General features: G+C 72.3%; 26 protein-coding genes and 2 pseudogenes. 13 read left to right on the forward strand and 15 right to left on the reverse strand.

The genetic code is table 11. The annotated features are described in order from the left end of the window. The first annotated feature begins 25 nt into the window (after positions 1-25). A complete protein-coding gene (gene rox, locus BU204_RS28600) occupies positions 26-1,462 on the forward strand; it encodes a rifampin monooxygenase (protein WP_075128875.1) in 1,437 nt (478 codons plus the stop codon). Here the strand turns inward: rox and BU204_RS28605 are convergent. After that, on the reverse strand, positions 1,459-2,445 hold the full coding sequence (locus BU204_RS28605) for a cation diffusion facilitator family transporter (RefSeq protein ID WP_075128876.1): 987 nt from the start codon (positions 2,443-2,445) through the stop codon (positions 1,459-1,461). The genes rox and BU204_RS28605 overlap by 4 nt on opposite strands. Before the next feature lie 333 nt (positions 2,446-2,778). Here BU204_RS28605 and BU204_RS41545 point away from each other — a divergent pair. Continuing rightward, a pseudogene (locus tag BU204_RS41545) lies at positions 2,779-3,162 on the forward strand (phosphatase PAP2 family protein); the annotation flags it as partial. On the opposite strand, the gene BU204_RS41550 reads toward BU204_RS41545, so the two are convergent. Further along, complete coding sequence (locus tag BU204_RS41550) at positions 3,128-4,102, reverse strand: EamA family transporter (protein WP_233160715.1); 975 nt, start codon at positions 4,100-4,102, stop codon at positions 3,128-3,130. The pseudogene BU204_RS41545 and the gene BU204_RS41550 overlap by 35 nt on opposite strands. Positions 4,103-4,164: 62 nt before the next feature. Between BU204_RS41550 and BU204_RS28620 the strand changes: the two genes are divergently transcribed. Beyond that, positions 4,165-4,644 (forward strand): Lrp/AsnC family transcriptional regulator, encoded by a 480-nt coding sequence (locus BU204_RS28620; RefSeq protein WP_075128877.1) that lies wholly within the window; start codon positions 4,165-4,167, stop codon positions 4,642-4,644. A 7-nt stretch (positions 4,645-4,651) separates the two neighbouring features. Here the strand turns inward: BU204_RS28620 and BU204_RS28625 are convergent, their stop codons facing one another. From BU204_RS28625 to BU204_RS28635, 3 genes are read right to left on the reverse strand one after another with little or no spacing between them, the layout of a single operon-like run. Further along, positions 4,652-6,736: an iron ABC transporter permease gene (locus BU204_RS28625; RefSeq protein WP_075128878.1), complete on the reverse strand. Its 2,085-nt coding sequence runs from the start codon at positions 6,734-6,736 to the stop codon at positions 4,652-4,654. Positions 6,737-6,749: 13 nt separating this feature from the next. Continuing rightward, positions 6,750-7,733: an ABC transporter substrate-binding protein gene (locus tag BU204_RS28630; protein ID WP_075128879.1), complete on the reverse strand. Its 984-nt coding sequence runs from the start codon at positions 7,731-7,733 to the stop codon at positions 6,750-6,752. A gap of 23 nt (positions 7,734-7,756) precedes the next feature. Further along, on the reverse strand, positions 7,757-8,584 hold the full coding sequence (locus BU204_RS28635; RefSeq protein ID WP_143229818.1) for an ABC transporter ATP-binding protein: 828 nt from the start codon (positions 8,582-8,584) through the stop codon (positions 7,757-7,759). 101 nt (positions 8,585-8,685) lie between these two features. Between BU204_RS28635 and BU204_RS28640 the strand changes: the two genes are divergently transcribed. Then, positions 8,686-9,696, forward strand: coding sequence for an NADP-dependent oxidoreductase (locus BU204_RS28640; protein WP_075128881.1), 1,011 nt, complete (start codon positions 8,686-8,688; stop codon positions 9,694-9,696). 45 nt (positions 9,697-9,741) lie between these two features. Here BU204_RS28640 and BU204_RS28645 read toward each other — a convergent pair whose 3' ends face one another. Then, positions 9,742-10,599 carry a polysaccharide deacetylase family protein gene (locus tag BU204_RS28645; RefSeq protein ID WP_075128882.1) on the reverse strand — a complete coding sequence of 286 codons (858 nt, stop codon included), beginning with the start codon at positions 10,597-10,599 and terminating at the stop codon, positions 9,742-9,744. A gap of 24 nt (positions 10,600-10,623) precedes the next feature. Between BU204_RS28645 and BU204_RS28650 the strand changes: the two genes are divergently transcribed. Beyond that, positions 10,624-11,034, forward strand: a complete 411-nt coding sequence (locus tag BU204_RS28650; protein WP_075128883.1) for an ester cyclase — start codon at positions 10,624-10,626, stop codon at positions 11,032-11,034. A 7-nt stretch (positions 11,035-11,041) separates the two neighbouring features. On the opposite strand, the gene dapA is transcribed toward BU204_RS28650, so the two are convergent. Further along, the gene (dapA, locus tag BU204_RS28655) at positions 11,042-11,932 is read right to left on the reverse strand and encodes a 4-hydroxy-tetrahydrodipicolinate synthase (RefSeq protein ID WP_075128884.1); all 891 of its coding nucleotides are present in this window, start codon (positions 11,930-11,932) and stop codon (positions 11,042-11,044) included. A gap of 72 nt (positions 11,933-12,004) precedes the next feature. On the opposite strand from dapA, the gene BU204_RS28660 reads away from it, so the two are divergent. From BU204_RS28660 to BU204_RS28685, 6 genes are read left to right on the forward strand one after another with little or no spacing between them, the layout of a single operon-like run. Next, the gene (locus BU204_RS28660; RefSeq protein WP_075128885.1) at positions 12,005-12,940 is read left to right on the forward strand and encodes a LysR family transcriptional regulator; all 936 of its coding nucleotides are present in this window, start codon (positions 12,005-12,007) and stop codon (positions 12,938-12,940) included. Between the two features lie 51 nt (positions 12,941-12,991). Then, positions 12,992-13,345, forward strand: coding sequence for a response regulator transcription factor (locus tag BU204_RS28665; RefSeq protein WP_075128886.1), 354 nt, complete (start codon positions 12,992-12,994; stop codon positions 13,343-13,345). Next, positions 13,345-15,069: a sensor histidine kinase gene (locus BU204_RS28670; protein WP_075128887.1), complete on the forward strand. Its 1,725-nt coding sequence runs from the start codon at positions 13,345-13,347 to the stop codon at positions 15,067-15,069. The genes BU204_RS28665 and BU204_RS28670 overlap by 1 nt, the downstream gene beginning before the upstream one ends. Further along, a complete protein-coding gene (locus BU204_RS28675) occupies positions 15,060-15,722 on the forward strand; it encodes a LuxR C-terminal-related transcriptional regulator (RefSeq protein ID WP_075128888.1) in 663 nt (220 codons plus the stop codon). Before BU204_RS28670 ends, BU204_RS28675 begins: the two co-directional genes overlap by 10 nt. Before the next feature lie 56 nt (positions 15,723-15,778). Beyond that, entirely contained in the window at positions 15,779-16,987 is a 1,209-nt protein-coding gene (locus BU204_RS28680; RefSeq protein ID WP_075128889.1) for a DUF6777 domain-containing protein, read from the forward strand. 18 nt (positions 16,988-17,005) lie between these two features. Further along, positions 17,006-17,641, forward strand: coding sequence for a hypothetical protein (locus BU204_RS28685; protein WP_143229819.1), 636 nt, complete (start codon positions 17,006-17,008; stop codon positions 17,639-17,641). A gap of 31 nt (positions 17,642-17,672) precedes the next feature. On the opposite strand, the gene BU204_RS28690 is transcribed toward BU204_RS28685, so the two are convergent. After that, positions 17,673-18,311, reverse strand: a complete 639-nt coding sequence (locus BU204_RS28690) for a TetR/AcrR family transcriptional regulator (RefSeq protein ID WP_233160716.1) — start codon at positions 18,309-18,311, stop codon at positions 17,673-17,675. 48 nt (positions 18,312-18,359) lie between these two features. Between BU204_RS28690 and BU204_RS28695 the strand changes: the two genes are divergently transcribed. Then, positions 18,360-19,334 carry an NAD(P)-dependent alcohol dehydrogenase gene (locus BU204_RS28695; protein WP_332888594.1) on the forward strand — a complete coding sequence of 325 codons (975 nt, stop codon included), beginning with the start codon at positions 18,360-18,362 and terminating at the stop codon, positions 19,332-19,334. An 8-nt stretch (positions 19,335-19,342) separates the two neighbouring features. Here BU204_RS28695 and BU204_RS28700 read toward each other — a convergent pair whose 3' ends face one another. Continuing rightward, positions 19,343-20,542 carry a metallophosphoesterase gene (locus BU204_RS28700; protein ID WP_233160717.1) on the reverse strand — a complete coding sequence of 400 codons (1,200 nt, stop codon included), beginning with the start codon at positions 20,540-20,542 and terminating at the stop codon, positions 19,343-19,345. Positions 20,543-20,885: 343 nt separating this feature from the next. Next, complete coding sequence (locus BU204_RS28705; RefSeq protein WP_075128892.1) at positions 20,886-21,716, reverse strand: hypothetical protein; 831 nt, start codon at positions 21,714-21,716, stop codon at positions 20,886-20,888. A gap of 96 nt (positions 21,717-21,812) precedes the next feature. Between BU204_RS28705 and BU204_RS28710 the strand changes: the two genes are divergently transcribed. Beyond that, positions 21,813-22,241, forward strand: a complete 429-nt coding sequence (locus tag BU204_RS28710; RefSeq protein ID WP_075128893.1) for a VOC family protein — start codon at positions 21,813-21,815, stop codon at positions 22,239-22,241. A gap of 6 nt (positions 22,242-22,247) precedes the next feature. On the opposite strand, the gene BU204_RS28715 is transcribed toward BU204_RS28710, so the two are convergent. From BU204_RS28715 to BU204_RS40295, 5 genes and pseudogenes are all read right to left on the reverse strand, one after another. Next, positions 22,248-23,492: a styrene monooxygenase/indole monooxygenase family protein gene (locus BU204_RS28715; protein WP_075128894.1), complete on the reverse strand. Its 1,245-nt coding sequence runs from the start codon at positions 23,490-23,492 to the stop codon at positions 22,248-22,250. A 50-nt stretch (positions 23,493-23,542) separates the two neighbouring features. Beyond that, on the reverse strand, positions 23,543-24,139 hold the full coding sequence (locus BU204_RS28720) for a GTP-binding protein (RefSeq protein WP_075128895.1): 597 nt from the start codon (positions 24,137-24,139) through the stop codon (positions 23,543-23,545). Next, the gene (locus BU204_RS28725; RefSeq protein ID WP_075128909.1) at positions 24,114-24,500 is read right to left on the reverse strand and encodes a DUF742 domain-containing protein; all 387 of its coding nucleotides are present in this window, start codon (positions 24,498-24,500) and stop codon (positions 24,114-24,116) included. The genes BU204_RS28720 and BU204_RS28725 overlap by 26 nt, the downstream gene beginning before the upstream one ends. A 20-nt stretch (positions 24,501-24,520) precedes the next feature. After that, on the reverse strand, positions 24,521-24,961 hold the full coding sequence (locus BU204_RS28730) for a roadblock/LC7 domain-containing protein (RefSeq protein WP_075128896.1): 441 nt from the start codon (positions 24,959-24,961) through the stop codon (positions 24,521-24,523). Next, positions 24,958-25,491: pseudogene (locus tag BU204_RS40295) on the reverse strand (hypothetical protein); the annotation flags it as partial. The gene BU204_RS28730 and the pseudogene BU204_RS40295, both read right to left, overlap by 4 nt.

Here is a 25,491-nt window from a genome sequence, read left to right on the forward strand (position 1 = left end):
TGGCGGGAAAGTGGGGGGATTCTCCTTGTTCGACGTGATCATCGTCGGTGGTGGGCCGACCGGGCTGATGCTGGCCGCCGAGCTGCGGCTGCACGACGTGCGAGTGCTCGTGCTGGAGAAGGCCGCCGAGCCGACCGTGGTCGTCCGCGCGCTCGGCCTGCACGCGCGCAGCATCGAGGTGATGGACCAGCGGGGGTTGCTGGACCGCTTCCTCGCACTCGGCACGCGGCACCCGCTCCTCGGGTTCGCCGGCATCCCGAAGCCGGCGCCGGAACGGCTGGACACCGCCCACGGCTACGTCCTGGGGATCCCGCAGCCCACCATCGACCGCCTGCTGGCTGAGCACGCCGCCGAGGCCGGTGCCGAGCTCCGGCGCGGCCACGAGCTGGTGGGCCTGCGCCAGGACGAGGAGGGCGTGACCGCCGAGCTGGCCGACGGCACCCGGCTGCGGTCGCGCTACCTCGTGGGCTGCGACGGCGGGCGCAGCACGGTCCGCACGCTGCTCGGCGTCGGCTTCCCCGGCGAGGCGAGCAGGACCGAGACGCTGCTGGGCGAGATGAAGGTGGGGGTGCCGCCGGAGACGCTGGCCGCCGTCTCGGCCGAGGTCCGCAAGACCCAGCCGCGGTTCGGCGCGATGCCCGTCGGCGACGAGATGTACCGCGTGCTCGTGCCCGCCGAGGGGGTGGCCGAGGACCGAACGGTCCCACCGACGCTCGAGGAGTTCCGCCAGCAGCTCCGGCGGTACTCCGGCACCGACTTCGGCGTGCACTCACCGCGCTGGCTCTCCCGCTTCGGCGACGCCACCCGGCTGGCCGAGCGCTACCGGGTCGGCCGCGTGCTGCTGGCCGGCGACGCGGCCCACGTCCACCCGCCGACCGGCGGGCAGGGACTCAACCTCGGTGTCCAGGACGCGTTCAACCTGGGCTGGAAGCTGGCCGCCGCGGTCGACGGCTGGGCGCCGGAAGGGCTCCTGGACACCTACGAGTCCGAGCGTCGCCCGGTGGCGACCGACGTCCTGGACAGCACCCGCGCCATGATGCAGCTGATGTCCCTCGAGCCGGGCGTCCAGGCGGTGCGCCGGCTGCTCGCGGAGCTGATGGACTTCGAGGCGGTGAACCGGCACCTCACCGAGAAGATCACCGCGACCGCGATCCGCTACGACTTCGGCGGGGGACACCCGATGCTGGGCCGGCGGCTACGGGACGTCAGGCTCAAGCGCGGCCGGCTCTACGAGCTGACGCACGGCGGACGCGGCCTGCTGCTCGACCAGACCGGCCGGCTCGCGGTCACCGGTTGGGCCGACCGGATCGACCACGTCGTCGACCTCAGCGAGGAGCTCGACGTGCCCGCGGTACTGCTGCGGCCCGACGGCCACATCGCCTGGGTCGGCGAGGACCAGCAGGACCTGCTCGAAAGCCTCCCCACCTGGTTCGGTGCCCCCACCGGCGCACCACCCGCCTAGACGGGCGGGACGACGACCGGCCGGCCGTACCGGGCCAGCACGCGGGCCCGCAGCTCCGGGTCGCCGCGGGGCACTGGTTCGAGGAAGATCTCGTCGAGCTCGGCGAAGTGGTCGGACAGCTCGCCGGAGATCCGCACGCACACCCGCTCCAGCTCCCCGGAGGTGAGCTCGTCGACGAAGTCGAGGCGGGCGCAGAGCAGGACCCGGTCGGTCCCGGTCACCATCGTCAGCAGGTCGACCACCGCCTCGACCTCGCGCGCCGCCGCCAGGTGGTCGCGCACGGCGCGGACGACCGCCGGGTCGGCCTGCCGGCCGACCAGCAGTCCCTGGTTGGTGCGCCCGAGGATGTAGGCGACCAGCGCCAGCAGCACGCCGATCAGGATCGACGCTATGCCGTCCCACACCGCCGCGCCGGTGAGGTCGTGCATGGCCAGGCCGCCGAACGCGAGGAGGAGCCCCACCAGCGCCGCGCTGTCCTCGAAGAACACGGTCTTGACCGTGGGGTCGTCGAGCAGCCGCAGGTACTCCCGCGGGCGGCGGTTCTCCTGCGCCGCCTCGGTCCGCACCTGCTTGACCGCCCGGAGCCAGGACACGCCCTCCAGCACGAACGCGAGCGCCAGCACCAGGTAGCCCACCCACGGGCTGCTCTGCTCGCGCTCCTCGCCGAAGATCGCGGTGACGCCCTGGTACAGGGCGAACACCGCACCGGAGGTGAAGATGGACACCGCAGCCAGCAGCGACCAGAAGTAGCGCTCCTTGCCGTAGCCGAAGGGGTGGCGGCGGTCCGCCGGCTTGCTCGACCGGCGCAGCGCCGCCAGCAGGAACATCTCGGTGATCGTGTCGGCGACCGAGTGCGCCGCCTCGGACAGCATGGCCGCGGAGCCGGTGACGAGCCCCGCGATCAGCTTGAGCACGGCGATGGCGAGGTTCGCGCCGAGCGCGACGAGCACCGTGAGCGTGCTCTCCGAGCGTTCCTCCGCCATGCATGTCCTCCCGAGGCCGGCCCGACGACCCTAACCGCGGGCGGAGCGCCATGCCGGTCGCCGCCCGGGGCGCCGCGAGAGGAACCGGACAGTCCGGGACGAGCCGGACGACGGGCCGGCACCGGGCCGATCGCCTACCGTGGCGACATGGCCACGTCGACCTCGTCCCCGGACCGCAGGGCCACGGACCGCAGGGCCGCGCGCGTCGCGGTGGCGGGTGCGCTGTTCCTGGCCGTGGTCGTGCTGACGGTGTTCGTGCACGGCCTGACCGGCCTGGACACGGGCGTGCGCGAGTGGATGATCGAGCGCCGCAACGGCGGGTGGACCGACGCGATGAAGGTGGTCAGCACGATCGGCAGCGCCTGGGTGCTCACGCCGGTCGCGGTCGTCGTGACGCTGGTCCTGGCCCTGCGCGGGCCACGCTCGGACGCCCTGCTGGTGGGGTTGGTCACGCTCGGCGTGCTGGTGCTCGGACCGCTGCTCAAGCTGATCATCGAACGCCCGCGGCCGGTCGACGACCGCCTCGTGCTGGTCGACAGCTGGGCCTACCCGTCCGGCCACTCGCTGACCTCGATGGCCGTGGTCGGCGTGCTGACCGTGCTGGCCGTACGGCACCTGCGAGCACGCCCGGCGCGGGTGGCGGCGGTCGTGGTCGGTGCCGCACTGGTCGCGGCGGTCGGGCTCAGTCGGGTCTACCTCGGCGTGCACTGGCCCACCGACGTGCTCGCCGGCTGGCTGATGGGGGCGATGTGGCTGGCGGTGTGGCTGATCCTGCTCGACTCCCGCCGGGCTCGGCTGGCCGCCTGACCTCCTCCCCCGCGGTGTCGGACTCCCGGTGCACCGCGACGCCCACGACGACCAGTGCCACCGCGACGACCTCAACGGCGGTGGGCACCTGGACGAGCACGACGACCCCGACCACCACCGCGGTCACCGGCAGCAGGGACACCAGCAACGCGTAGGTGCCGCGGGCCAGCCGTGCCATCGCGAGCTGGTCGCAGACGTACGGGACGACCGACGAGGACACCCCGACCCCGATCCCCGCGGCCAGCAGCGCCGGAGAGCCGAACGCGGGCAGCGCGTCGGCGAGCCCGACCGGTGCGGCCAGCACGGCCGCCACGGCCATGGCGAGCGCGAGCCCGTCGATGCCGGACACGTCCCCGAGCCGGGAGACCCGGTGCCCGAGCACGATGTACAGCGCGAACAGCGCCGCGTTGGCCGCGGCGAACGCGAACCCCAGCGGCTCCCCCACCAGCCGCACGTCGCTGAGCAGGTACACCCCGGTCACCGCGAGGCCGAGCGCCAGGCCGTTGCGCCAGCTCCGCGTCGCCACGGCGGCCAGCGCGACCACCGGCAGGAACTCCACTGCCGCGACCGTGCCGAGCGGAAGCCGGTCGATCGCCAGGTAGAAGGCGCTGTTCATCAGCGCGAGCACCGCTCCCCAGGCGACCAGCAGCGTCCGGGTGCGCCGGTCCAGCCGGGCGACCAGCCGCCAGGGTCGCCGCCACAGTGCGAACACCAGTGCCGCCGAGGCGATCCGCAGCCACGCGACGCCGAGCACGTCCACCCGCGTGAACAGCAGTACCGCGAACGCCGGACCGAGGTAGTGGAAGATCGCGCTGACCACGAAGTAGAGGTGCGGTGGGACCCGGTTCATGCGGCTATTCTCGAAAGCCACGAGCGCTAAGGACAGTACTGATCAACGGTGGAGGAGGCCACATGCCTTCGAAACGACAAGCGCGACCCCCGGATGGCCTTCAGGAAGATCTCCTCGACGAGGCCAACCGCCGGATCGTGGAGGTGCTCACCGCCGACCCCCGCATGACCACCGCCGAACTCGCGAGGGAGATCGGCATGTCGGCGCCCGCTGTCCGGGAGCGGGTCGGCCGCCTGGAGCGGGCAGGGGTGATCGGCTACCGGCTGGTCGTCGACCCGGCGGCGCTGGGCCTCGCGGTGACGGCGTGGGTCCGGGTCCGCCCGGGGCCCGGTCAGCTGGACAGGGTCGCCGAGCTGGCCGAGCGCACCCCGCAGGTCAGCGAGTGCCACCGGATCACCGGCGAGGACTGCTTCCTGATGAAGGTGCACGTCCCGGCCGTCGAGGACCTCGGTGCGGTGCTCGACGCGTTCCTGCTGCACGGCCAGACGACGAGCTCGTTCGTGGTGTCCACCCCGGTCGCGCCGCGGACCCCGGCCCCGTGACGTGGTCTCAGCTCCGGCTGCGGTGGAGCAGCCAGAGGAAGTACGGCGTCCCGACGAGCGCGGTGACCAGCCCTGCCGGCAGTTGAGCGGGGGCGATCACGCTGCGGCCGATCAGGTCGGCCAGGCACACCAGCGTCCCGCCGAGCAGGGCCGCCACCGGAAGCACCCGGGCCGAGCGCCGCCCGACCAGTGCCCGGGCAGCGTGCGGGGCGACCAGGCCGACGAAGCTGACCACGCCCACCCCGGCCACGGCCGCGCCGGTCAGGACGACCGCGCAGACCAGCAGGGCCAGCCGGGCACGCGGAACGCGGACGCCGAGCAGGCGCGGGGTCTCCTCGTCCAGCGACACCAGGTCCAGCACCTCGCGCAGGTACCAGAGCACCGGAACGGTGACCAGGATCGCGACCAGCATCGGCACCAGGTGCTCGAAGGTCCGGCCGTAGGTCGAGCCGGACAGCCAGGTCAGCGCCTTGGACTCGTTCCACGGGTCGGTGAGCGTGATCAGCAGCGCGATCAGGGCCGTCGTCCCCGCCCATACCCCGAACCCGATCAGCACGAGGTTGTCGCTGGCGAAGCCCCGGCGGGCCGCGCTCGCGAACACCAGCGTGGCGGCGAGGACGGCGCCCAGCCCCGCCGCGCCGGCCTGGAGCCAGAAGCCCGACGTCGGCACCAGCGTGATCACCACGACCGCGCCGAAACCGGCCCCGCCGGTCACCCCGAGGATGCCCGGCTCGGCCAGCGGGTTGCGGCTCACGTTCTGGATCACCGCGCCGGCCAGCGCGAGCGAGGCGCCGGCCAGCACCGCGGCCACCACGCGCGGCAGCCGGTTGTCCATCACCCCGGACACGATCGGACCGGCCTGGCCGGTGACCCAGTTCGCGAGATCGCCGAGCAGCAGCTTCGCGTCGCCGGCCAGGGTGCCGCCGATCACCACGCCCACCGCGACCAGCGCGATCACGATCAGCAGCACCCGGTACCGGGCCGCTCCGAGACCGGTTCGCGTGGTCGCGGCCGGGGGCTCTCCCGGCGACCCGGAGATCCGCAGCGTCCGGGCGAGCGCGATCAGGAAGATCGCGCCGAAGATCGTCGTCACCACGCCGGTCGGGACCTCGAGCGCGGTCTGCGAACCGACCAGCGCCCGGATCAGCACGTCCGCGGTGATCACCAGCACCGCGCCGGCCAGCGCGGCCACCGGGAGCAGCACGATGTGCCGGTGCAGCCGCGGCACCGTGCTCGCGAGCAGCCGCACGAGCGCGGGGGCGGCCAGCCCGACGAAGCCGACCGGCCCGGCGAGCACCACCGCCGCCGCGGCCAGCAGCACGGCCAGCATGACCGCGGAGACCCGCACCCGGGTGACCGAGACCCCGAGCGCGCGGGCGTGGTCGTCGCCGAGGTGCACTAGGTCCAGCCGCCGACCCATGACCAGCAGCACGGCCAGCACCACGGCCACCAGCGGGGCGAAGGTCCGGACGCCGGAAAGCCCGTTCTGGTCGAGTGAGCCCTCACCCCAGGCGAACAGGCCGCGGGTCTCCTGGGCGAACAGCAGCAGCAGTGTGGTGGTCAGCGCTATCATCGCGAGCGCCGTGGCCGTGCCGGCGAGGACCAGCCTGGCCGAGCCGGTACCGCCGCCCCCGGAGAGCAGCAGCACCAGCGTCGCGGCGCCGAGCCCGCCGAAGAAGGCCACCCCGGCCGCACCCATCAGCGGCAACGAGACCCCGAACGCGGCCACGGCGACGATCGCGAGGTGCGCGCCGGCGTTCACGGCGAGCGTGTCCGGGGCGGCCATGATGTTGCGGGAGATCGACTGCAGCACCGCCCCGGACAGCGACAGCGCGACCCCGACCAGCACGGCGGCCAACAGCCGGGGCAGCCGCGCCTCGACCACGACGTCGGCGGTGCCCTCCGCCGAGCCGCCGAACACCAGCCCCAGCACGTCGCCGGCGTCGACGGCCGAGGTGCCCTGGGTGAGGTGCACCACCGCGCCGGCCAGGCCGAGCCCGAGCAGCCCGGTGACCAGGGCCAGCAACCGCCCGTTCCTGGTCCGGACCGGCGCCCTCGGTGCCTCGGCCGGCGGGGTGAGCACGCTCGTCATCTCTGGTGCCCGGTCAGCCGAGCGCGTCGACGGCGGCGTCGATGAACTGCCCCATGGAGCCCGGTCCGCCGAACATCCAGAGGGAGTCGGGGAAGCGGTGGACCTCGCCGCTCTTCACGAACGGCAGGTTCTTCCAGATGGCGTTGTTCGCGAGCTGGTCGGCGTAGGGGTCGCCGAAGGCGTCGTTGGCGATGTACCAGAACCGGACGTCGTCACCGAGCACGGTCAGGCCCTCGACGTCGGCCTGGGCCAGCCCGTAGACCGGGTCGCCCTCCATCGGCCAGGCGTTCTCCAGGCCGATCTCGGCAAGCACGTCGGCGACCAGGGATCCCTTGGCGAAGGGCCGGATGCTGACCGAGCCGGAGTCCACCCAGGCGTCGGAGAAGGCGACCTTCGTGCCGTCGGCACCGGCCTCGGCAACGGCGTCCTTGCCCTCGTCGATCTTCTTGTCGAACTCCGCGCGGAGCTCCGCGGCGCGGTCCTCGGTGCCGGTGGCCTTGGCGACGATGTCGAGGTTGTCGAACATCTTGCCGATGCTGTCCTTGGTGTCCCCGCCGGCCAGCACGATCACCGGCGTGGTCTCCTCGATCTTCTCGACGGCGCCCTCGACCAGCGCGTCGGTCACCACGACCAGGTCGACGTCGAGCTTGGCGAGGGTGTCCATGCTGGGCTCGCCGCGGGTGCCGATGTCGGTGGGGGTGTCGTCCAGCGGCTCGGCGCTCACCCACTGGCCGTAGCCCTTGATGTCGGACACGCCGACCGGCATCACCCCGAGCGACACGAGGTGCTCGACCGCGTTCCACTCGGTCGCGGCGACCCGCTCCGCCGGCGCGTCGAGCTTGACCTCCTTGCCGCGGGAGTCGGTGACGGTGACCGGCCCGCTGCCGCCGCCGTCGCCGGCCGGGGTGGACCGGTCGGCCGCGGCCGGGTCCTCGGTGGTGCCGCAGGCGGCCGTCGCGAGGACGGCGGCCAGGCAGAGTCCGATGAGCTTACGCATGGTCTTCCTTCTTCTCGGGTGGATCAGGCGCGCAGCGCCGGGTCGTTGTAGCGCCCAACGGCTCGGGTGTGCACGCGGCCGTCCACCGGGTCCCGGTGGACTTCCACGCGGATGCCGTAGGCGCGGGTGAGGTGCTCGGTGGTGATCACCTCGTCGGGCGGCCCGTCGGCGGTGACCCGCCCGCCCTCGAGCAGCAGCACGCGGTCGGCGACCTCCGCCGCCTGGTCGAGGTCGTGCAGCACCAGGCCGACGCCGACGCCCTCGGTGTCGGCGAGGTGGCGGATGAGGTCGAGGATCTCGACCTGGAAGCGCAGGTCGAGGTGGTTGGTGGGCTCGTCGAGCAGCAGCAGGCCGGTCCGCTGGGCCAGACAGCAGGCCAGCCAGACGCGCTGCACCTGCCCACCGGAGAGCACCTGGACCGCGCGGTCGGCCAGTGTGGACAGCCCGGTCAGCTCGAGCGCCCGCTCGACGGCGGCCGGCCCCTCCGGGTCGCGGCCGCCCCAGCGCGAGCGGTGCGGGTGCCGGCCGAGCTCGACCAGCTCCCGCACGCTGAGCCCGCCGGGGGCGGCGCGGTTCTGGGCGAGCATGGTGATCCGCCTCGCCAGGTCGCGTCCGCTCAGCAGCCGCGGGTCGGCGCCGTCGGCGAAGGCCAGCGAGCCGGAGAGGGGCGGGTGCAGCCTGGCCACCGCGCGCAGCAGGGTGGACTTGCCGCTGCCGTTGGGACCGATCAGGGCGGTCACGGTTCCGGCGTCGATGGAGATCGACGCGGCGTGCACGACGACGTCGCGCCCGTAGGCGACGTCGAGGTCGTGGGCGGTGATGCCGTCACCGGGCCCGGGGGTGGGGGACACGTCCGAGAGTAAAGCAAGGCTCACCTAATCCTGCCAAGTCAGGGGGTGCATTAGGGTCTACACGGCGGGTGGGCGAGCCCCCGCGGAGAAGGGGACGAGGCATGAGCACGCGGCAGACCCGGGAGATCCACCTCGCCTCGCGGCCGACGGGATGGCCCACCGAAGACAACTTCGCCGTGGTGACCACGGAGCTCCCGGCGCTGTCAGCGGGACAGGTGCTGGTGCGCAACGTGTTCATGTCGGTCGACCCGTACATGCGGCCGCGGATGAACGACGTGAAGTCCTACGTCCCACCGTTCCAGGTCGGCGAGCCGCTCGACGGCGGGGCGGTCGGCGAGGTCGTCGAGTCCCAGGTGGACGGTCTGACGCCCGGGGACCTGGTGGTGCACGGCCTGGGTTGGCGCGAGCACGCCGTGCTCGACAACCCCCGCAAGCTCGACCCGGTGCCCGGGGTGTCCGTGTCGCACTACCTCGGGGTGCTGGGCACGACCGGGCTGACCGCGTACGTCGGGCTGCTGGACATCGCCGGGTTCCGACCGGGGGACGCCGTGTTCGTCTCGGGGGCGGCCGGCGCGGTGGGCAGCGTCGCCGGCCAGATCGCCCGGCTGCGCGGGGCGTCCCGGGTGGTCGGCAGCGCCGGCTCGCCGGAGAAGGTGGCCCTGCTGACCGAGCGCCTCGGGTTCGACGCCGCCTTCGACTACCACGAGGGCCACCTCTACCGCCAGCTGTCCGCGGCCGCACCCGACGGCATCGACGTCTACTTCGACAACGTGGGCGGCGACCACCTGGAGGCCGCGATCGGGGCGCTGCACGACTACGGCCGGGTGGCCCTGTGCGGCTCGATCTCGGCCTACAACGCCGCGGAGGCCCCGCCCGGGCCGCGCAACCTCGGCCTGGCCGTTGGCAAGCGCCTCACCCTGCGCGGCTTCATCGTCACCGACCACGGAGACCGGTTCCGCGACATGGCCCGCGAGGTGGGCGGCTGGCTCGCCTCCGGCGAGCTGGTCGCCGAGGAGACCGTGGTCGAGGGAGGCCTGGACGCCGCGGTGACCGCGTTCCTGGGCATGCTCCGCGGCGAGAACACCGGAAAGATGATCGTCCACTTCGACTGACCGAAGCATGCCGTTCGGCCGCTGTGTCCAAACGGGACCGAACGGTCAGCGTGCCCACGCTCGCCGCAGGGGGCGGTAGTCGATCACTCGGATGTCCTCCTGGTCGAGGATCTCCCGCGCCCGCGGCGAGGTCAGGAACTCGTGGTCGCCGCGGCGAACCCGCCAGTGATCCGCGGCGGCTTCCGGACGCTCGTTCCAGATTCCCGGATGCACCGCCCACTCGGTCAGTCCGACGGGCAGGGTTCGCAGCAGCTCGGCGTAGCGGGCGTGCTTGCCGTCGACGTCCAGCGCGAAGCTGTCCAGGAAGTCGTTGTCGACCACGGGCAACCCTCGCCGCCGCGCGTCGCGGCGGCCCGGTTCGAGCCAGACCCGGGTCGCCAGGCCGTACTGGTCGGCGAGTTCCATCGTCAGCTCCAGGATGTCCGGGCGCCCGCCGTCGGCCAGGCAGTGGAAGTCAAGATGGGTCGGGCTCAAGCCCGCGTCGACCACCGTGTCTATCTGGGCGCGGAACTCCCGTTCGACCTCGGGCAGCCGGGCCCGCGCCAGCAGTTCGGCACGCCCGGCGGGGCTCGCGGTGAAGAACTCGCCCGCGTCGTCGAGCAGCGACGGCACCGCGTGCCGCGGGCTCCGGGGACACCAGCGGTCCGCCGGGGAGTCGCGAACCAACGTGAGGTGGACACCGAAGGCCGTCGCCGGGCGGTCGCGCAGCAACCGCAGGGCCTGCGACGTCGCCGGGCAGACGGCCATCAGGCTGCACGAGCTGGCGATGCCGTGCTCGATCGCGTCGATCACCGCGGCGTTGACACCCTCGTGCATCCCGAAGTCGTCGCAGTTGACGATCAGTACTCGCGCGTGGGGCGGGTACCCCAGCAACTCACTCGACATCGACATCTGCTCATTCATACCGGAAGTGTGGGAGGGTGAGACATGAGCGACGTCCGAGGCGACGACCACGGGCAGGAGCTGGAGTCCTTCTACCGGCGCTACAACCAGTGCTGCAACGCCCACGAGTTCGAGCGGCTCGGTGAGTTCGTCGGTGAGCCTGTCGAGGTCAACGGGCAGGCACGGAGCCTGGACGAATACATCTCGAACCTGCGGGCCGTGGTGGCTGCTTTTCCCGACTACCGCTGGGATCTTCGGCACCTGCTCGTCGACGGCTGCTGGATCTCCGCCCACTTCGAGGACACCGGCACCCACCGGGGAACCTTCCTGGGCGTCCCGGCCACCGGACGAGCTGTCCGCACCCAGGAGTTCGCCCTGTACCGGATGCACGAGGGCGCGATCGTCGAGGTGTGGGTGACCGCCGACGACCTCCGCCTGCTCGACCAGCTGCGCTGAGGACCGGTCAGACCGGCATGGCGAGCGTCGCCAGGGCGTCGGTGAGGCGGCGCAGGTGCGGCGGGGGCGACTCGACCAGCGGCAGGCGGACCGTCGCGTGCGGGATGATCCCCAGCTCGGCCAGCGCCGCCTTGGCCATGACCGCTCCCTGGGAGGTGCGCATGACGGCCTCCACCAAGGGAACCAGCGAGCCGTGGAGGGTCCGGGCGGTGGCGAGATCGCCCGCGCGGACGGCTCGGATCAGCTCGGCGTTGCGGTCGGCGACGACGTTGCCCACGACGCTGACCACGCCGGTGGCGCCGCACGCGAGGTAGGGCAGGTTGAGCTCGTCGATGCCGCTGTAGAAGGCCAGCGACGTACGCGCCATCACCGACATCGCCTCGAACAGGTCGCCCTTGGCGTCCTTGACCGCGCGGATCCGGGGATGGGCGGCCAGCTCGACCAGTGTCGACTCCGCCATGGCGATGCCCGTGCGTGCCGGGATGTCGTAGAGCATCACGGGCAGCTCGGTCGCGTCGGCCACAGCGACGCAGTGCGCGACCACGCCGGCCTGGGTCGGCTTCGAGTAGTAGGGGCACACCAGCAGCAGCGCGTCCGCCCCGGCGGCCTCGGCCTCGGATGCCCGTCGGAGGGTGGCGGCCGTGTCGTACGTGCCGACACCGGCGACCACCCGCGCCCGACCGGCCACCCGAGCCGAGACGGCGCGGACGAGGCCCGCCGTCTCGGACTCGGTCAGCGTGGGCGCCTCGCCGGTGGTCCCGCCGACCACGATCCCGTCGCAGCCTCTCGCCAGCAGGTGGTCGACGAGGGCGGCGACACCCGGTTCGCTGATCGTGCCGTCGGGCTCCATCGGGGTCACCATGGCGACGAGGTTGGAGCCGAAGAGCTGCTCGGTCATGGTCCGATCCTGACCGGCACGACAGATGCGGTCCAGCGATGCTTTCTTGGCAGTACTGCGTAGCCTGCCTTCATGATTGACGTCGCCGCCCTGCGGGCACTGCGCTCGGTCGCCGCGCTCGGGACGCTCGCACGCGCGGCCGACGAGCTCGGGTTCACCGCCTCGGCGGTGTCCCAACAGATCAAGCGGCTGGAACGCCAGGTGGGCGTGCCCGTACTCGCGCCGGCGGGCCGCGGCGTCGTGCTCACCCCGGCCGGGCAGGCCATCGTCGACACCGCACCCGAGGTGTTCCAGGCGCTCGAACGCTGCGCAGAGGCCGCCCAGTCGGTCGCCGAGGGCGCGCCGCGCGGCGTACTCCGGGTCGTCGGCTTCTCGACGGCCGTCCGCGGGCTGCTCGCCCCCGCCCTGCGCCGGCTGTCCACGGACTGCCCGGACCTCCACGTGCACATCACCGAGCAGGACCCCGACCAGGCACTGCACAGCGTCGACGCCGGCACCGCCGACCTCGCCCTCGTCCACGACGCCGACGGGCTGCCGGCCCCGCTGCCGCCCTCGCTCACCCGACGGCACGTCCACAGCGACGTCGGCGACGTCGTCATGAACCGCAACCACCCCCTCGCCCGGCACGACCCGCCCCTCGCCGGCGCCGACCTCGCCGGTCAGGCCTGGGTGACCAGCCCGCCCGGAACGGTCTGCCACCAGTGGTTCCGCCGCCTGTTCGCCGACGGGGCGGAGGAGCCCGACGTCCGCCACCTGGTCGACGACTTCGCCACCCAGCTGTCTCTGGTCGCCGCGGGAGAGGTGATCGCCCTCATTCCCCGCCTCGCCCGCCCGCCCCTGGGTGGGGAGCTCGTCTCCCGCCCCCTGCGCCGCCAACCCCGGCGCGAGGTGCACGCCGCCTGGCGACGCAGCGCCGACACCAGCCCGGCCATCCAGGCCGTGCTCGCGGAACTGGGCTCCCTGGGCGGCCGCACCCGAACGGAGCAAGACCGTCGTGGTTATCCGTGATGTTCGTCCTCGCGGCTCGCGGGTCCGGTTGCCGTGCCCCAAGGTGTTGGCATGACGCGGGTGCTGGTCGTCGATGATCACGTGTCGTACCGGCGGCTGTTGACGCGCCTGCTGCGCAGCGGGGGCTACGAGGTCGTCGGCGAGGCCGGTACCGGGCGGGCCGCCGTCGAGCTCGTGGGGTCGACGACGCCGGACGTGGTGCTGCTGGACGTGGTGCTTCCCGATCTCGACGGGTTCGAGGTGGCCCGCCGGCTCGCGCATTCCCCGGCACCGCCGGTAGTCGTATTCATCTCGAGCCGTCAGCGCGACGATTTCGGGGCGTTTCCGGATGGCCTCGCCTGCTGGTTTCTCAGCAAGGACGAGTTTACTATGGACCGGCTGAACGGCCTGCTGGGGGAGGATTAATGCGGCGACCGGACGCGCTGACCGCCGGATTGGCGGCAGCGACGGTCCTGGTCGCCATCGTCGACACGAAAATGGCCATTTCAGCGGGACGGCAGCCGGCCGAGTTCTACATTCTGGAGATCAGTGCGGCACTCGTGTGGGCCGGCGTGGGAACGCTCGCGGTCCTGATCCGTCCAGACCGGCCGGGGGTGGGCCGGCTGATGCAGTTGCTCGGGCTGGTCCTCATGCTCGACGCACCGGCGGGGTTCGAGCTGACCACGTCGGACCGCTGGGTGGCCGTCGACCTCGTCCTGGCGCATGCGGCGCAGCCGTTCCAGATCGCTCTGTTCGCGCACATCCTGTTGGCCTATCCCGCGGGGACGTTGCGACACCCGCCCGAGCGGCGGCTGATCGGCACGACCTACGGGTGGTCGGCGGTGGTCGGTGTGGTGGGCGTCATCGACACCGTCGCGGTGGTGACGGCGCCCGGGTGGGTGGGTGCCCGGCCGCCCGGCGCGATCACCGGCGGCCGGCCGTCGTCGGTGCTCATGAACTCCGTCTGGCTCGTGCTGACGGCGGTGTTCCTGGTTCTGCTCGTCGACAAGATCCGCCGGGCGACCCGTCGAGAACGGCGCGTACTCGCCTATCCGTTCGGTTCGGGTTTGCTGATTCTGCTGCTGTTCCTGATCGTGCTCGTCTTCACGGCCGCCTCGGCGAACATTCCCATTCCGCTGGCCTACCTAGCGGTGCTGGTCGGGCCGGGTGCGTTTCTGGCCGGGCTGGTCCGGGAGCGGCTGAGCTACGGTTCCCTCGCCGAACTGGTCCGCACGATCGAACGCGCCCCCGTCGGGCAACTGCAGGAGGCGCTGCGCCGCGCCCTGCGGGATCCCGGGCTCCAGGTCGGGTTCGCCCGGGCGAACGGGTACGTGGGTGAGGGCGGGGACGTGCTGACGTTGCCCACCGGCAACGGCCGGGCGGTGCTGCCCATCGGCGGCAGGCCCCCGATCGCGGTCGTCCTGCACGACGCCTCGCTCACCAGCGAGCCGACCCTGCTCAACGCGGCGTCGGCCGCGGCCCGGCTGGCTTTGGACAACGCCCGCCTGCATGCGCTGGTCCAGGAGCAGCTGGCCGACGTCCGAGCCTCCCGGCGCCGCATCATCGAGGCCGGCGCGGACCAACGCCGGCGGCTGGAGCGGGACCTGCACGACGGTGCGCAGCAGCGGATGCTCGCGGTCGGGATCGCCCTGCAGCTACTGCAACGACAGCTGGGCGACGAGGCCGCCGCGGCCGAGCTGCTGACCGAGGCGCGGACCGAGCTCGACGCCGCCCTCGCCGAGCTGCGCGAGCTCGCCAGGGGCATCCATCCGGCCGTGCTCACCGAGCAGGGGCTGAGCGCTGCGGTGCGCACGCTGGCGCGCCGCGTTCCGATACCGGTCACCGTCGAGGACTCCCTGTCCACCCGGCCGGCTCCCGCCGTGGAGTCGGCCGTCTACTTCATCGTGAGCGAGGCGTTGAACAACGTGGTGAAGCACGCCCGAGCTACTTCGGCCCGGATCACCCTGTGCCGCAACGAAAACCGGCTGCATGTCGAGGTCGTCGACGACGGGGTCGGCGGAGCGGACGCCGGGCTGGGCAGCGGGTTGCGGGGCATGGCCGACCGGGCCGCCGCGTTCGACGGCACCGTGTCGGTCACCGCCGTCCGGCCCAGCGGTACCCGGGTCGCGGTGGAGCTCCCATGCGACTAGTGCTCGTCGACGACGTCTGGCTCGCCCGCGAAGGGCTCGCCCGGCTGCTCACCGCGCACGGGCACACCGTCGTCGGGCTCGCCGGCCACCCCGACGAGGTGCCGGAGCTGGTTCGCCGCACCGCACCCGATCTCGCCATCCTGGACATCCGGATGCCACCGACGTTCACCGACGAGGGTCTTCGGCTGGCCGGCGCGCTGCGCGAGCAGCACGCGGACCTTCCACTGCTCGTCCTGTCCCAGTACGTGGAACCGGCCTACGTGCAGACGGTGCTCGAGCTGACCGGGTCGCGACGCTGCGGCTACCTGCTCAAGGACCACCTCCTGGACGCGGCCCAACTCGACGCCGCGCTCGACCGGCTGGTCGCCGGCGAGCTGGTCGTCGACCCCGCGGTGGTCGAGGTGCTGCTCGAGGACAACCAGGACCCGCTCGCCGTGCTGACGCCGCGGGAGCGCGACGTGCTCGCCCTCATGGCCGAGGGACTGACCGACCGGGGAATCGCCGAGCGCCTGTTCGTCTCGCTCAACACGGTCGGCACCCACGTACAGCGGGTGCTGCGCAAACTCGACATCCCCAGTGGAGCAACGGACAACCGTCGCGTCCTCGCCGTGCTCACCTACCTCGACCGGACGACACCGCGGCCGAACCCCTGACAAATCACGGATTCCCGGGATGTCCCCACCGTCGCGCCGTCGGCAGGATTTCTCGCGTGACGAACAGCGCCGGTGGCGAAGCCGCTCCGCCGACCCGAGCCCGCGAGCGCGGCTGGCTGCTGCGGCACCCGCTGATGGTGGCGGTCGCCGGCGCGCTCGTCGCCGGCCTCCTCGGTGGACTCTTCGCGCTGTTCCAGGGTTCCAGCGGCGACGTGGTCCTGCTGCCGGTGGACACCACCCAGGCGAACGCGTTCGTCCCGGGGAACGCCGACCTGCGAAACCCCGGTCCCAACGTCGTTCCCGCCATGCCCGAGGTCCCCGCGGTCGACGACCAGCGGGCGACGGGAACGCTGCCGGGGATGTACGGCCGCAGCGTCGACGGGGTGACCTGTGACGTCGAGAAGATCATCGGGTACCTCGTCGATCCCGCGCACATGGCACAGGCCCGCGCCTGGGCGGAGGTCGCCGGCATCGCCCCTGCCGACATCCGCTCCTTCCTCGCCTCGCTCACCCCGGTCCGGCTACGCTTCGACACCCGCGTCACCAACTACGACTACAAGGACGGGAAAGCGGACGGCTTCGAGGCGGTGCTGCAGGCAGGCACGTCGGTACTGGTCGACGACCGGGGTGTGCCGCGCGCGAAGTGCAACTGCGGCAACCCGCTCACCGAGGCCGGCGACACGGAGTCCTCCGGTGACGTGGCCGACTTCGCCCGCAACCCCGACGACGCGTGGGAACGGTTCGAGCCCGGCGAGGTCGTCACGGTCGCTCCCGGCGAACGGACGAAGGAGCTGGTTCTCCTCGACCTCGACGACGGTGAGGTGTTCCGGCGTCCGGTGGGCACCGTCGGCACCGAGGACGAGCCGGTGACCCGCGGGAACCCCGTGTGCGCTGTCCTGGGCCAGTCGACCAGCTGCGGCGGGCCCGGACCGAAGGTCACGCCCGAGGACGTCGCCGCGCTGGAGCGAGCGGTACGCGGGCTGGTCTCGGCCGTGCGCGACGAGGACTGCGACGCCCTGGTCAGCTACATGAGCAGCGGCACCCTCGAGCGGTTCGGTGCCGGGCACCAGGAGCTCGTGAGCATGTGCCGGGAAGCCTTCACACAGCTGGAGTCCTTTGGCGGCCTCACCGTCGACGACGTCCGGGTCGTGTCCCAGACCGGGGCCCGGGCCGCGATCTCGGTGACGGCGACCGTGAACGGCCAGACGTCGACGGCGGAGAACGAGCTCGTGCGCGAGAACGGCAACTGGAAGCTCGACGTCTGACGACCAACGGAGCGAGAGATGAACCCACCTGGGCGGACGGGACCGGATCGGGAGGAGGAGGTGAACCGCCGCGCGTTCGGTCGCAGCGCCGCACGACTGGGCGTCGGCGTCGCCGTCGGCTCCGTCGTCGTCGGCCTCAGTACGGTCCCGGCGGCCGCGGCCACCGACGGGTTTCGCTGGTGCCGCCGATGCCAGAGCCTCTGGTTCGTCGACGGCGGCGACAACGGGCACTGCCCGGTGACCCACCTGTGGGACCACAGCCACTACCGGGACGCCAGCGGCGCCTATGTCCTGCGTCGTGACGTCGAGCCCGGCGCGGGACAGACCGGCTGGCACTGGTGCGAGTACTGCAAGGCGGTCTTCTACTCCGGGCAGGGCGAGCTGGGCTGGGGCCGCTGCCCGAACGACCCGAGTGGTTTCGGCGCGCACTGGCCGGGCGACCGGGAGATCGCGCCCGGTGGCCAGCGGTACGTCTCGTTCCGGATGGAGACCGAGACGCGGAACAACGGCGCGGGAGCGCAGGCGGGCTGGCGGTTCTGCTTCCGGTGCAACGGCATGTTCTTCGCCTTCAACGGCCTGCCGGCGACCCACTGCCCCACGGGCGGCCGGCACGACGACTCGCGCAGCGACCGCTACCTCATGCGGTTCGGATGAGGTGCGCGAACGTGCAGACGCACTGACGGTCTCATCGAGGGCCGGCGGCGGGATACTCGGCGAACCGCACGGGCGGTGGCAGCGGACCGTCCGACGTGGTCTCGAAGGAGCGCAGTAGGTGGGCGACCAGCCGGCGCGCACCCGGCGCGGCCTCGGCGGTGCCCGTCGCGACGCCGGCGACCGCCTTGAGCATGAGCACCAGGTCGGCGACGTGGAAGTCCGCCCGCAACCGTCCGGTCGCCCTCGCGCGGCGAACCAGCTCGGTGAGCTTCCGCTCGGCCTCGTGGCGGGCGGCCTCGACGTCGAAGGAGGCGGGCGGGGCGGCGGCGAACGCGGCGTGCAGCTCGTGACCGACGGCCTGCATCACGCCGAGCCGCTCGACGGCGCGGGTGAAGCCTCGCCAGGCGTCCGGGTCGGCCAGGGCGTCGTCGACCACCGCGCCGCACGTCCGCAGCTCGTTGTCGAACACCTCGGCGAGCAGCGCCCGGCGGTTCGGGAAGTGCCGGTACAGCGTCGCCACGGCGACCCCGGCCCGACGGGCGACGGTGGCCATCGGGGCGTCGAGCCCGCGCGCGGAGAACACCGCACGGGCGGCGGCCAGGATGCGCCGTCGGTTCTGCCGTGCGTCCTCCCGCGGGATACGAGAAGAATCGACTCGCAACCGTCTCACCTCTGTCCACCCTGGATCTCCGTCGCCGGCACCCACGTTAGCGGGACCGTGACGATCGAGACGATGATGCGCGCGGCACTGTACGACCGGTACGGGCCGCCGGAGGTGCTGTACGTGGGCGAGGTGCCGAAACCGGTGGCCGGCCCGGGACAGGTGTTGGTGCGGGTCGCGGCGAGCAGCGTCAACGGCGGCGAGCTCTACGGGCGGGCCGGGCGGATCCGGGTCGTGACCGGCCTGCGCCGCTTCCCCCTGCGTACCGGGCTCGACTTCGCCGGTGAGGTGGCGGCCGTCGGGCGTGACGTGGCGGACCTCGCACCCGGCCAGCACGTGTGGGGCCTGCTCGGCCGACGGTTCGGCTCCGCCGCGGAGTTCGTCGTCGTGGCCGCGGACCGCCTGGCGCCCGCGCCCGCCGGTCTCGACCTGACCCGGGCCGCCGCCCTGCCCGCGGTCGCCACCACCGTGGTCACCGCGCTGCGGGACAAGGCAGGGCTGCGTGCCGGGGAGCGGTTGCTGGTACGCGGGGCCAGCGGCGGGGTCGGCCATGTGGCGGTCCAGCTCGGCCGCGCCTACGGCGCCCACGTCACCGGGCTGGCCGGGGCGGGCAACCTCGAGTTCGTCCGCGGGCTGGGGGCGCACGAGGTGGCCGACTACCGGACCACGCGGGCGTGGGAGCTGCCCCGGTTCGACGTCGTCCTCGACACCGTCGGCACCGAGCTGCCCGACTACCGGAGACTGCTCACCCGTACCGGCCGGATGGTCACGGTGTCGTTCGACATCGACCACGTGGCCCGGTCGCTCGCGTACCTGCTGATGTCCACAGTGCACGGTCGGCGCCGGGTGCGGTTCTTCAGCGGCGACCCACGCTCCGACCTGCTCGCCGAGGTGACCCGGCTGACCGAGAACGGCTCACTGCGTCCGGTCGTGGACAGGACGTTCCCGTTGGCCGACATCGCGCGGGCGCACCGGGCGCTGGAGGAGGGCGGTGTCCGCGGGAAGATCGTGGTGACCGTCGGGAACCCTTAGGGCACGTCCTAGGAAACCAGCTCCACGACGGTGATGTCGGGTGGGGCGCCCACCCGGACCGGCGGGCCCCAGAAACCGGCGCCCCTGGTGATGTAGAGCTGGGTGTCGCCGTGGCGGGACAGTCCCGCGACGGAGCCCTCCAACGCCTTCACCAGCAGGTTGAACGGGGCGATCTGGCCGCCGTGGGTGTGGCCGGAGAGCTGGAGGTCCACGCCGGCCTCGGCGACCTCCTCCAGCGAGGCCGGCTGGTGGGCCAGCATCACCAGTGCCCGCGAGCGGTCCCAGCCCTCGAGGGTCCTGGGCAGGTCGGGGCCGGGCTGGATGCCCTCCACCGTCGAGTTGGGGTCGATCAGCCCGGCCAGCTCGAACTGGCCGCCGCCGTGGGTGATCGTGGTGCGCTCGTTGAGCAGCGGCGTGATGCCGAGCGTGCGCACGTGCTCGACCCACTCCTCGTAGCGGTAGTAGTACTCGTGGTTCCCGGTGACGAAGTAGGTCCCGTGGGTGCTGCGCAGCCCGCGCAGCGGCTCGGCCGCCTCCGCGAGGTGCTCGACCCGGCCGTCGACGAGGTCGCCGGCGATCGCGACCAGGTCCGGGCGGGTCGAGTTGACCAGCTCGACCACCCGCCGGGTGAACGACGGACCGAGCAGCGCGCCGAGGTGGATGTCGCTGACCAGCGCTATCCGACAGCCGGAGGCGCGGGGGTCCAGCCGTGGCAACCGGATCCGCACGTTCTTCAGCTCCGGGTCGCTGAGCGCGACCGGCATTCCGTACCCGACCGCGCCGATCGAGGTGAGCCCGGCGGCGACACCGACCGAGCGGGCGACGAACGTGCGCCGGGAGATGCCCGGTCCGTCCGGCTCGCGCGGGTCCTTCCTGATCCACCACCGCAGCGCGAAGCGCGGGATCTCGGCCAGCAGCACCACGATGATCAGGTAGAAGAACAGCGCGAACCAGATGTACCCGGGCCAGGAGTACAGCGCCGACCACACCCGGGGCAGCCGCGTACTGGCCAGCAGGGTCGCCACCATCAACACGTCGCCGGTGATCAGCACGCCGGCGACCACCCGTCGGCGTGGCCCGGGAGCCATACTTGGCTTGACCACCCGGAACCAGACGAACAGGTGCAGCAGGCTGAGCGCGACCGAGAGGGGCACGTGGTAGAAGGGCATCGCGTCGATCTTTCCCCACCACGGGTGGATCCTCGTCATCCCGGGGGCGACAGCCGCCCTACTCCCGAGGGGTCCTCGAGCCACCCGCGAACCGGTGGCCTTGCTCACACCGGCGTCCGCCGCCGGGTGGCCGGCACCGTAGGCCGCCAGGCCGTGCGCAGCGATGATCGACGCGATCTATCGAGTGGTCGCGAAAATCACCTGATTCCGGGCTTGCGAATCGATTCGGTGCGGTGAAATGGTGGGTTCACCGGCACCGGTGATAACTCTCCCGGCACCAGGACGTGCTTCCTCCAGTGGCACGGCCTACCGCCTGCCGGGGAACGCGCCCGGAGTGTGTCCGTCCACGCTCCGGGCGCACTCGTCTTCGCCGCCCCCGCGTTCAGCTGGGTCCCCAGGGTCCGTTCCGGAAGGTCACCCCGGAGCGGCGCAGGGACACCAGCTCGACGACGCTGATGAGCGTCGCCACGCTGGCGCTGCCCACGGTCAGCCAGACGAACGCCCGTGTGCTCAGATCGCCGCCCGGGTAGTTCGCGATCTCCACCACGCCCACCACCCAGGCGAGCCAGACGCTGACCAGCGCGTCGAGCAGGCGCCGGCCGTCCCCGCCGAACGCGTGGTGGTGGATGAGGTAGACCGAGCAGAGCCCGAACAGCAGCAGCCAGGCACCCAGCAGGGGCGCGACCACCGACAGCGGCGGCTGCCTGGCGAGCTCCACCACCGGTGCGATCAAGCCCTCCAGCTCCTGGCGCACGCCGGGCAGCTGGGTGCCGAAGACCCCCACCGAGACCAGGAACGTGACCAGGGCGAGCAGGACCGGGCGGAGCAGCTGCCTGGCGGCGGTGAGCCGGGTTCTGGCGACGGCGACCAGCACCGCCACCGCCAGCAGCAGGCCGAACGGACCGACGACCATCGTCACCATGCCCGTCTGGTACACGGTGATCACGACCGCGTCGGCGCCGTCCTGGACCAGCTGGGCGATGAGCGCGACGACGTTGAGCGTGAGCCACACGCGGACGGTCAGCAGGGCCTCGAGGACCGGGCCGAGGCGCGAGAGCACACTGCCGACCGGCGCGGCCAGCTCGTCGAGCGCCGCGAGGTCGCCGAGGGGCGGGCCGTACCGGCCGTAGATCCGGCGGGCCGCGCCCCATGGCGTGAACCACGCCCCTGCGCCGTTGCGCCGCCCCGCACCGGTTCCCGCGTCCAGCGACATGTCCGTCCCCCCGTGGTCCACGCCGTACTGGGACCCCGTCGGGACCCGTCTCGGTTCCCGTTCCGTCGCGCGGACCAGCACCGGAGGTGATTCACTGTGGCGGTGCAGGAGAAGGTACCCGTACTGCGGCAGGTCGTGCTGGACTGCACCGACGCCCGGGCGCTCGCCGAGTTCTACCGCCGGCTGTTCGGGCTGACCTACCGGCCGGGCGACGAGCCGCCGGAGCCCGACACGCCCGACGAGCTCGGCCGCGACTGGCTGGTTCTCCGGAATCCGGGCGGTGGCCCGCAGCTCGCCTTCCAGCAGGTCGAGCGGCTGCCCGAGGTGACCTGGCCGGACGGCGCGGTACCCCAGCAGCTGCACCTGGACAGCACGGTGGGCTCGGTCGAGGAGCTGGACGAGCAGCACCGGCGCGTGCTGGCGCTCGGCGGCCGGCTGCTGGAGGACCGCCGCGACAACCCGGAAGAGCCGCTGGCCGTGTACGCCGACCCCGCCGGACACCCGTTCTGCGTCTTCGTCGCCTGACCCCGCTCAGGTCTGGGCGGGGGCGGAGACCGAACGCAGGTAGGCGGTCGCCTTGTCGGGGGTCATGAACCAGTCCTGGAAGTCGCGGGGGTCGGCGAAACCGTCGGCGAAGCGCTTGGCCACCGCGGGGATCTGGCCGGCCGCGCCGATGATCTCCAGCACGTGGGGCGGCGGGGGCATCAGCATCGCGTTGGTCCACTCCGTGACGTACTTCGCGTAGTCCCAGTACTTCGCGAAGGTCGCCGCCATCCACCGGCGGTCGAACGGGCGGTCGCCGTTGGCCACGATCTCCCGCAGGTACAGCTCCGCGCAGTGGCTCGCGTTGTTCGCGCCCTGGCCGGTGATCGGGTCGTTCGCGACGACCACGTCGGCCATGCCGAGCACGACGTTCCCGGACGGGAGCTCGCCGACGGGACGGCGCACGACCGGGGTGTAGCCGCCCACCAGCGCGCCGCCCTGGTCGGTGAGCTCCGCGTCGCGGGCACGCTCGTACTCCCAGGGGACGTAGGTCCGCATCAGCTCCAGGATCCGTCGCAGGATCTCGTCCGGGGAGGGGCGGTCGGAGAACACGTCCAGCGGACCGCCCGGGATGCCCTCGAAGAACAGGATGTCGCAGTTCCCGCTCAGCGTGTAGCACGGGATCATGAACAGCTCGCCGGCACCGGGCACGATGTTGAACCGGACGGCGGCGAAGTCGGGGTGCTCGGGGCGGCGCCCGACGCCGTGGGTGTAGGCCAGCGACAGCGCCCGCTGCGGTGCGGTGAACGGCGAACGGGACGGGTCGCGGTCGAACAGCTGGACCAGCTCGCCCTTGCCGGCCGCGACGACGGTCAGGTCGTACATCCCGGCGAGCTTGTCCAGGTCGGCCGTCGTCACGCCGTGGATCACGAGCTGACCGCCGCGCTCCTCGAACAGCTCGAGCCAGCCGGACATCTTCACCCGCTGGTCCACCGACTGGCCGGGGTTGTCCATCTTGGCCACCCAGTCCAGGACCCGGCTGCCGTCGGGAGCGGCGACCGAGAGACCGAGGCCGTCGAACGGGATCGTCTCCTCGTCCCACAGGTTGAGGCCGTGGGCACGCTCGTGCTCCAGGGCCGGGCCGAACATGCCCTGGGTGGACATCACGCGGCCGCCGCGGATCTCCTCGGGCGTCCTCGCCGACATGACCGTCACCTCGTACCCGTGCTCGAGCAGGGTCAGGGCGAGCTGCAGACCGGACTGGCCCGCACCGACGATCAACACCTTGCGCATGTTCTGTGGTTCCTTCGAAGGGAGCGAGAGGGACGGGACGGTGGAAGCGGTTACCCGGGCGCGGACACCGTGGCCAACGAGATCGAGTGCCGCACGACCTCCTGCAGCACGTCGATCGCCGAGGCGCGGCTGCGGGCGTCGCACTCGATCAGCGGCACGTCGTCGGCCAGGGCCAGCGCGTCCCGCACCTCGTCCAGGTCGTGCGCCGGCTTTCCCTCGAAGCGGTTGACCGCGACGATGAACGGAAGGTCGGAGTCGTTCTCGAAGTAGTTGACCGCCGCGAAGGACTGGTCGATCCGGTTGGTGTCGACCAGGACGACAGCGCCGAGAGCACCGCGGGACAGGTCGTCCCAGAGGAACCAGAACCGGGCCTGGCCGGGCGTGCCGAACAGGTAGAGCAGCAGGTCCTGGTGCAGGGTGATGCGGCCGAAGTCCATCGCGACCGTCGTCGTCGACTTCGTCCCGCCCGGTGGCAGGTCGTCCACACCCTCGCTCGCCTCGGTCATCCACGCGTCGGTGTTCAGCGGTCGAACCTCGGAGACCGAGTTGACCAGGGTGGTCTTGCCGACCCCGAACCCACCGGCGACAACGATCTTCGCGGATATCGTCAGCAGACCCGAGTCAGACGGGGAGCTGCTTGAGTCCATCGAGGATCCTCTCGAGCACTTGTGGGCTGTTCTGGTAGGCGAACGCCGTCGGGTGGATGTAGACCGCGTTCTGCACGGCCAGGTCGCTGATCAGCACGCGGATCACGCCGAGCGGGAGGTCCAGCTCCGCCGACAGCTCCGCGACCGACATGCGCTGCCGTGCTCTGGAGTACAACAGCCTGGACTCGGGCATCAGCGACTCGGCGAGCACCGGGTCGAACTCCGGTACCGAGATCAGCGTCTCGACCAGCAGGTGGTGGCGGGTGCGGGTGCGCCCGCCGGTCAGCGCGTAGGGCCGAATCCGCTTGCTCCGCATCCTGGGCTTTCCCGCGTCGCGGATCTCGTCACTGGACACCGTCATCACGTCCTCGGCGGGGTCGGTCATGCGTGGGGCCGGCGCGCGGTGAGCACCCGTCGCAGGTCGGCACGCAGCTCCGGGGTGAGCGCGTGGCCCGCGTTGGTGACGAACTGCGTCATCTCGTAGGCCACGACCCGCATGTCGCAGTCCGGCCCGGTCAGCACGGCGAGCCCCGCGCCGGTGCCGATCCCCATGAACAGGAAGTAGCCGCGGGTCATCCGGATGATGATCTGCTCGCAGTTCCCCTTGCCGTACAGGGCGGCGCTGCTGCCGGCGAGGCTGAGCAGGCCGCTCGCGATCGCGGCCAGCTGCTCGGCGTCGTCGTTCAGCACCGCCGCCGACGCGGTCAGCGGGAAGCCGTCCGAGGACGTGATCAGGGCGTGGGTGACCCCGTGCACCTTGTCCACGAAGTCGTTGAGCAGCCAGGTGATGTCGGCGGCGCGGTTGTGGTTCGCGGCTGTCACGGCGTCGTCCCCCCGGACGGCGGGTTCGGGTGTGGGCGTGGGCTCGGGCGCGGTCCCGGCGTCGGTCCCGGCGTCGGTCCCGGCTCGGTGGCCAGGTCGAGGTCGTTGGGCCAGCGGGTGTGGTCCGGCTCGGGCTGTCCCGCCGGGGACGCACCGGTCACCGCGTCCGGCTCGCCGGCCCGCCGGTCGGCCTTCGCCGCGGCCTCACCGGCGGTGAACGCGTCCAGGTCGGCCAGCAGCTTCTCGTGCCCGGCCTGTTCCGCCGAGCGGTCCGGCGGCGCGGGGGCGGGCGGCGGGGCGGCGGGGCGGCTCGCGTCCTCGCGATGGTCGGGGCTCTTGATGCTGCGCGAGACCCGCCGGGGCAGGCCGTTGGCGGTCTGCCCGCCCTCGGCCGGGTCGTGCTGGCGCGGCCGCGGCGGCTGGGTGGCGGTACGGGCGCCGCCTCGGCGGGGCAGGTCGCCGAGCGTCTCCGAGCGAGCCTGCGACCGGTCCGCCAACCGGGCGGCGCTGTGCCGGCCGTGGCCGGCGGG

The organism is Actinophytocola xanthii (assembly GCF_001921205.1).
GTDB lineage: Bacteria > Actinomycetota > Actinomycetes > Mycobacteriales > Pseudonocardiaceae > Actinophytocola > Actinophytocola xanthii.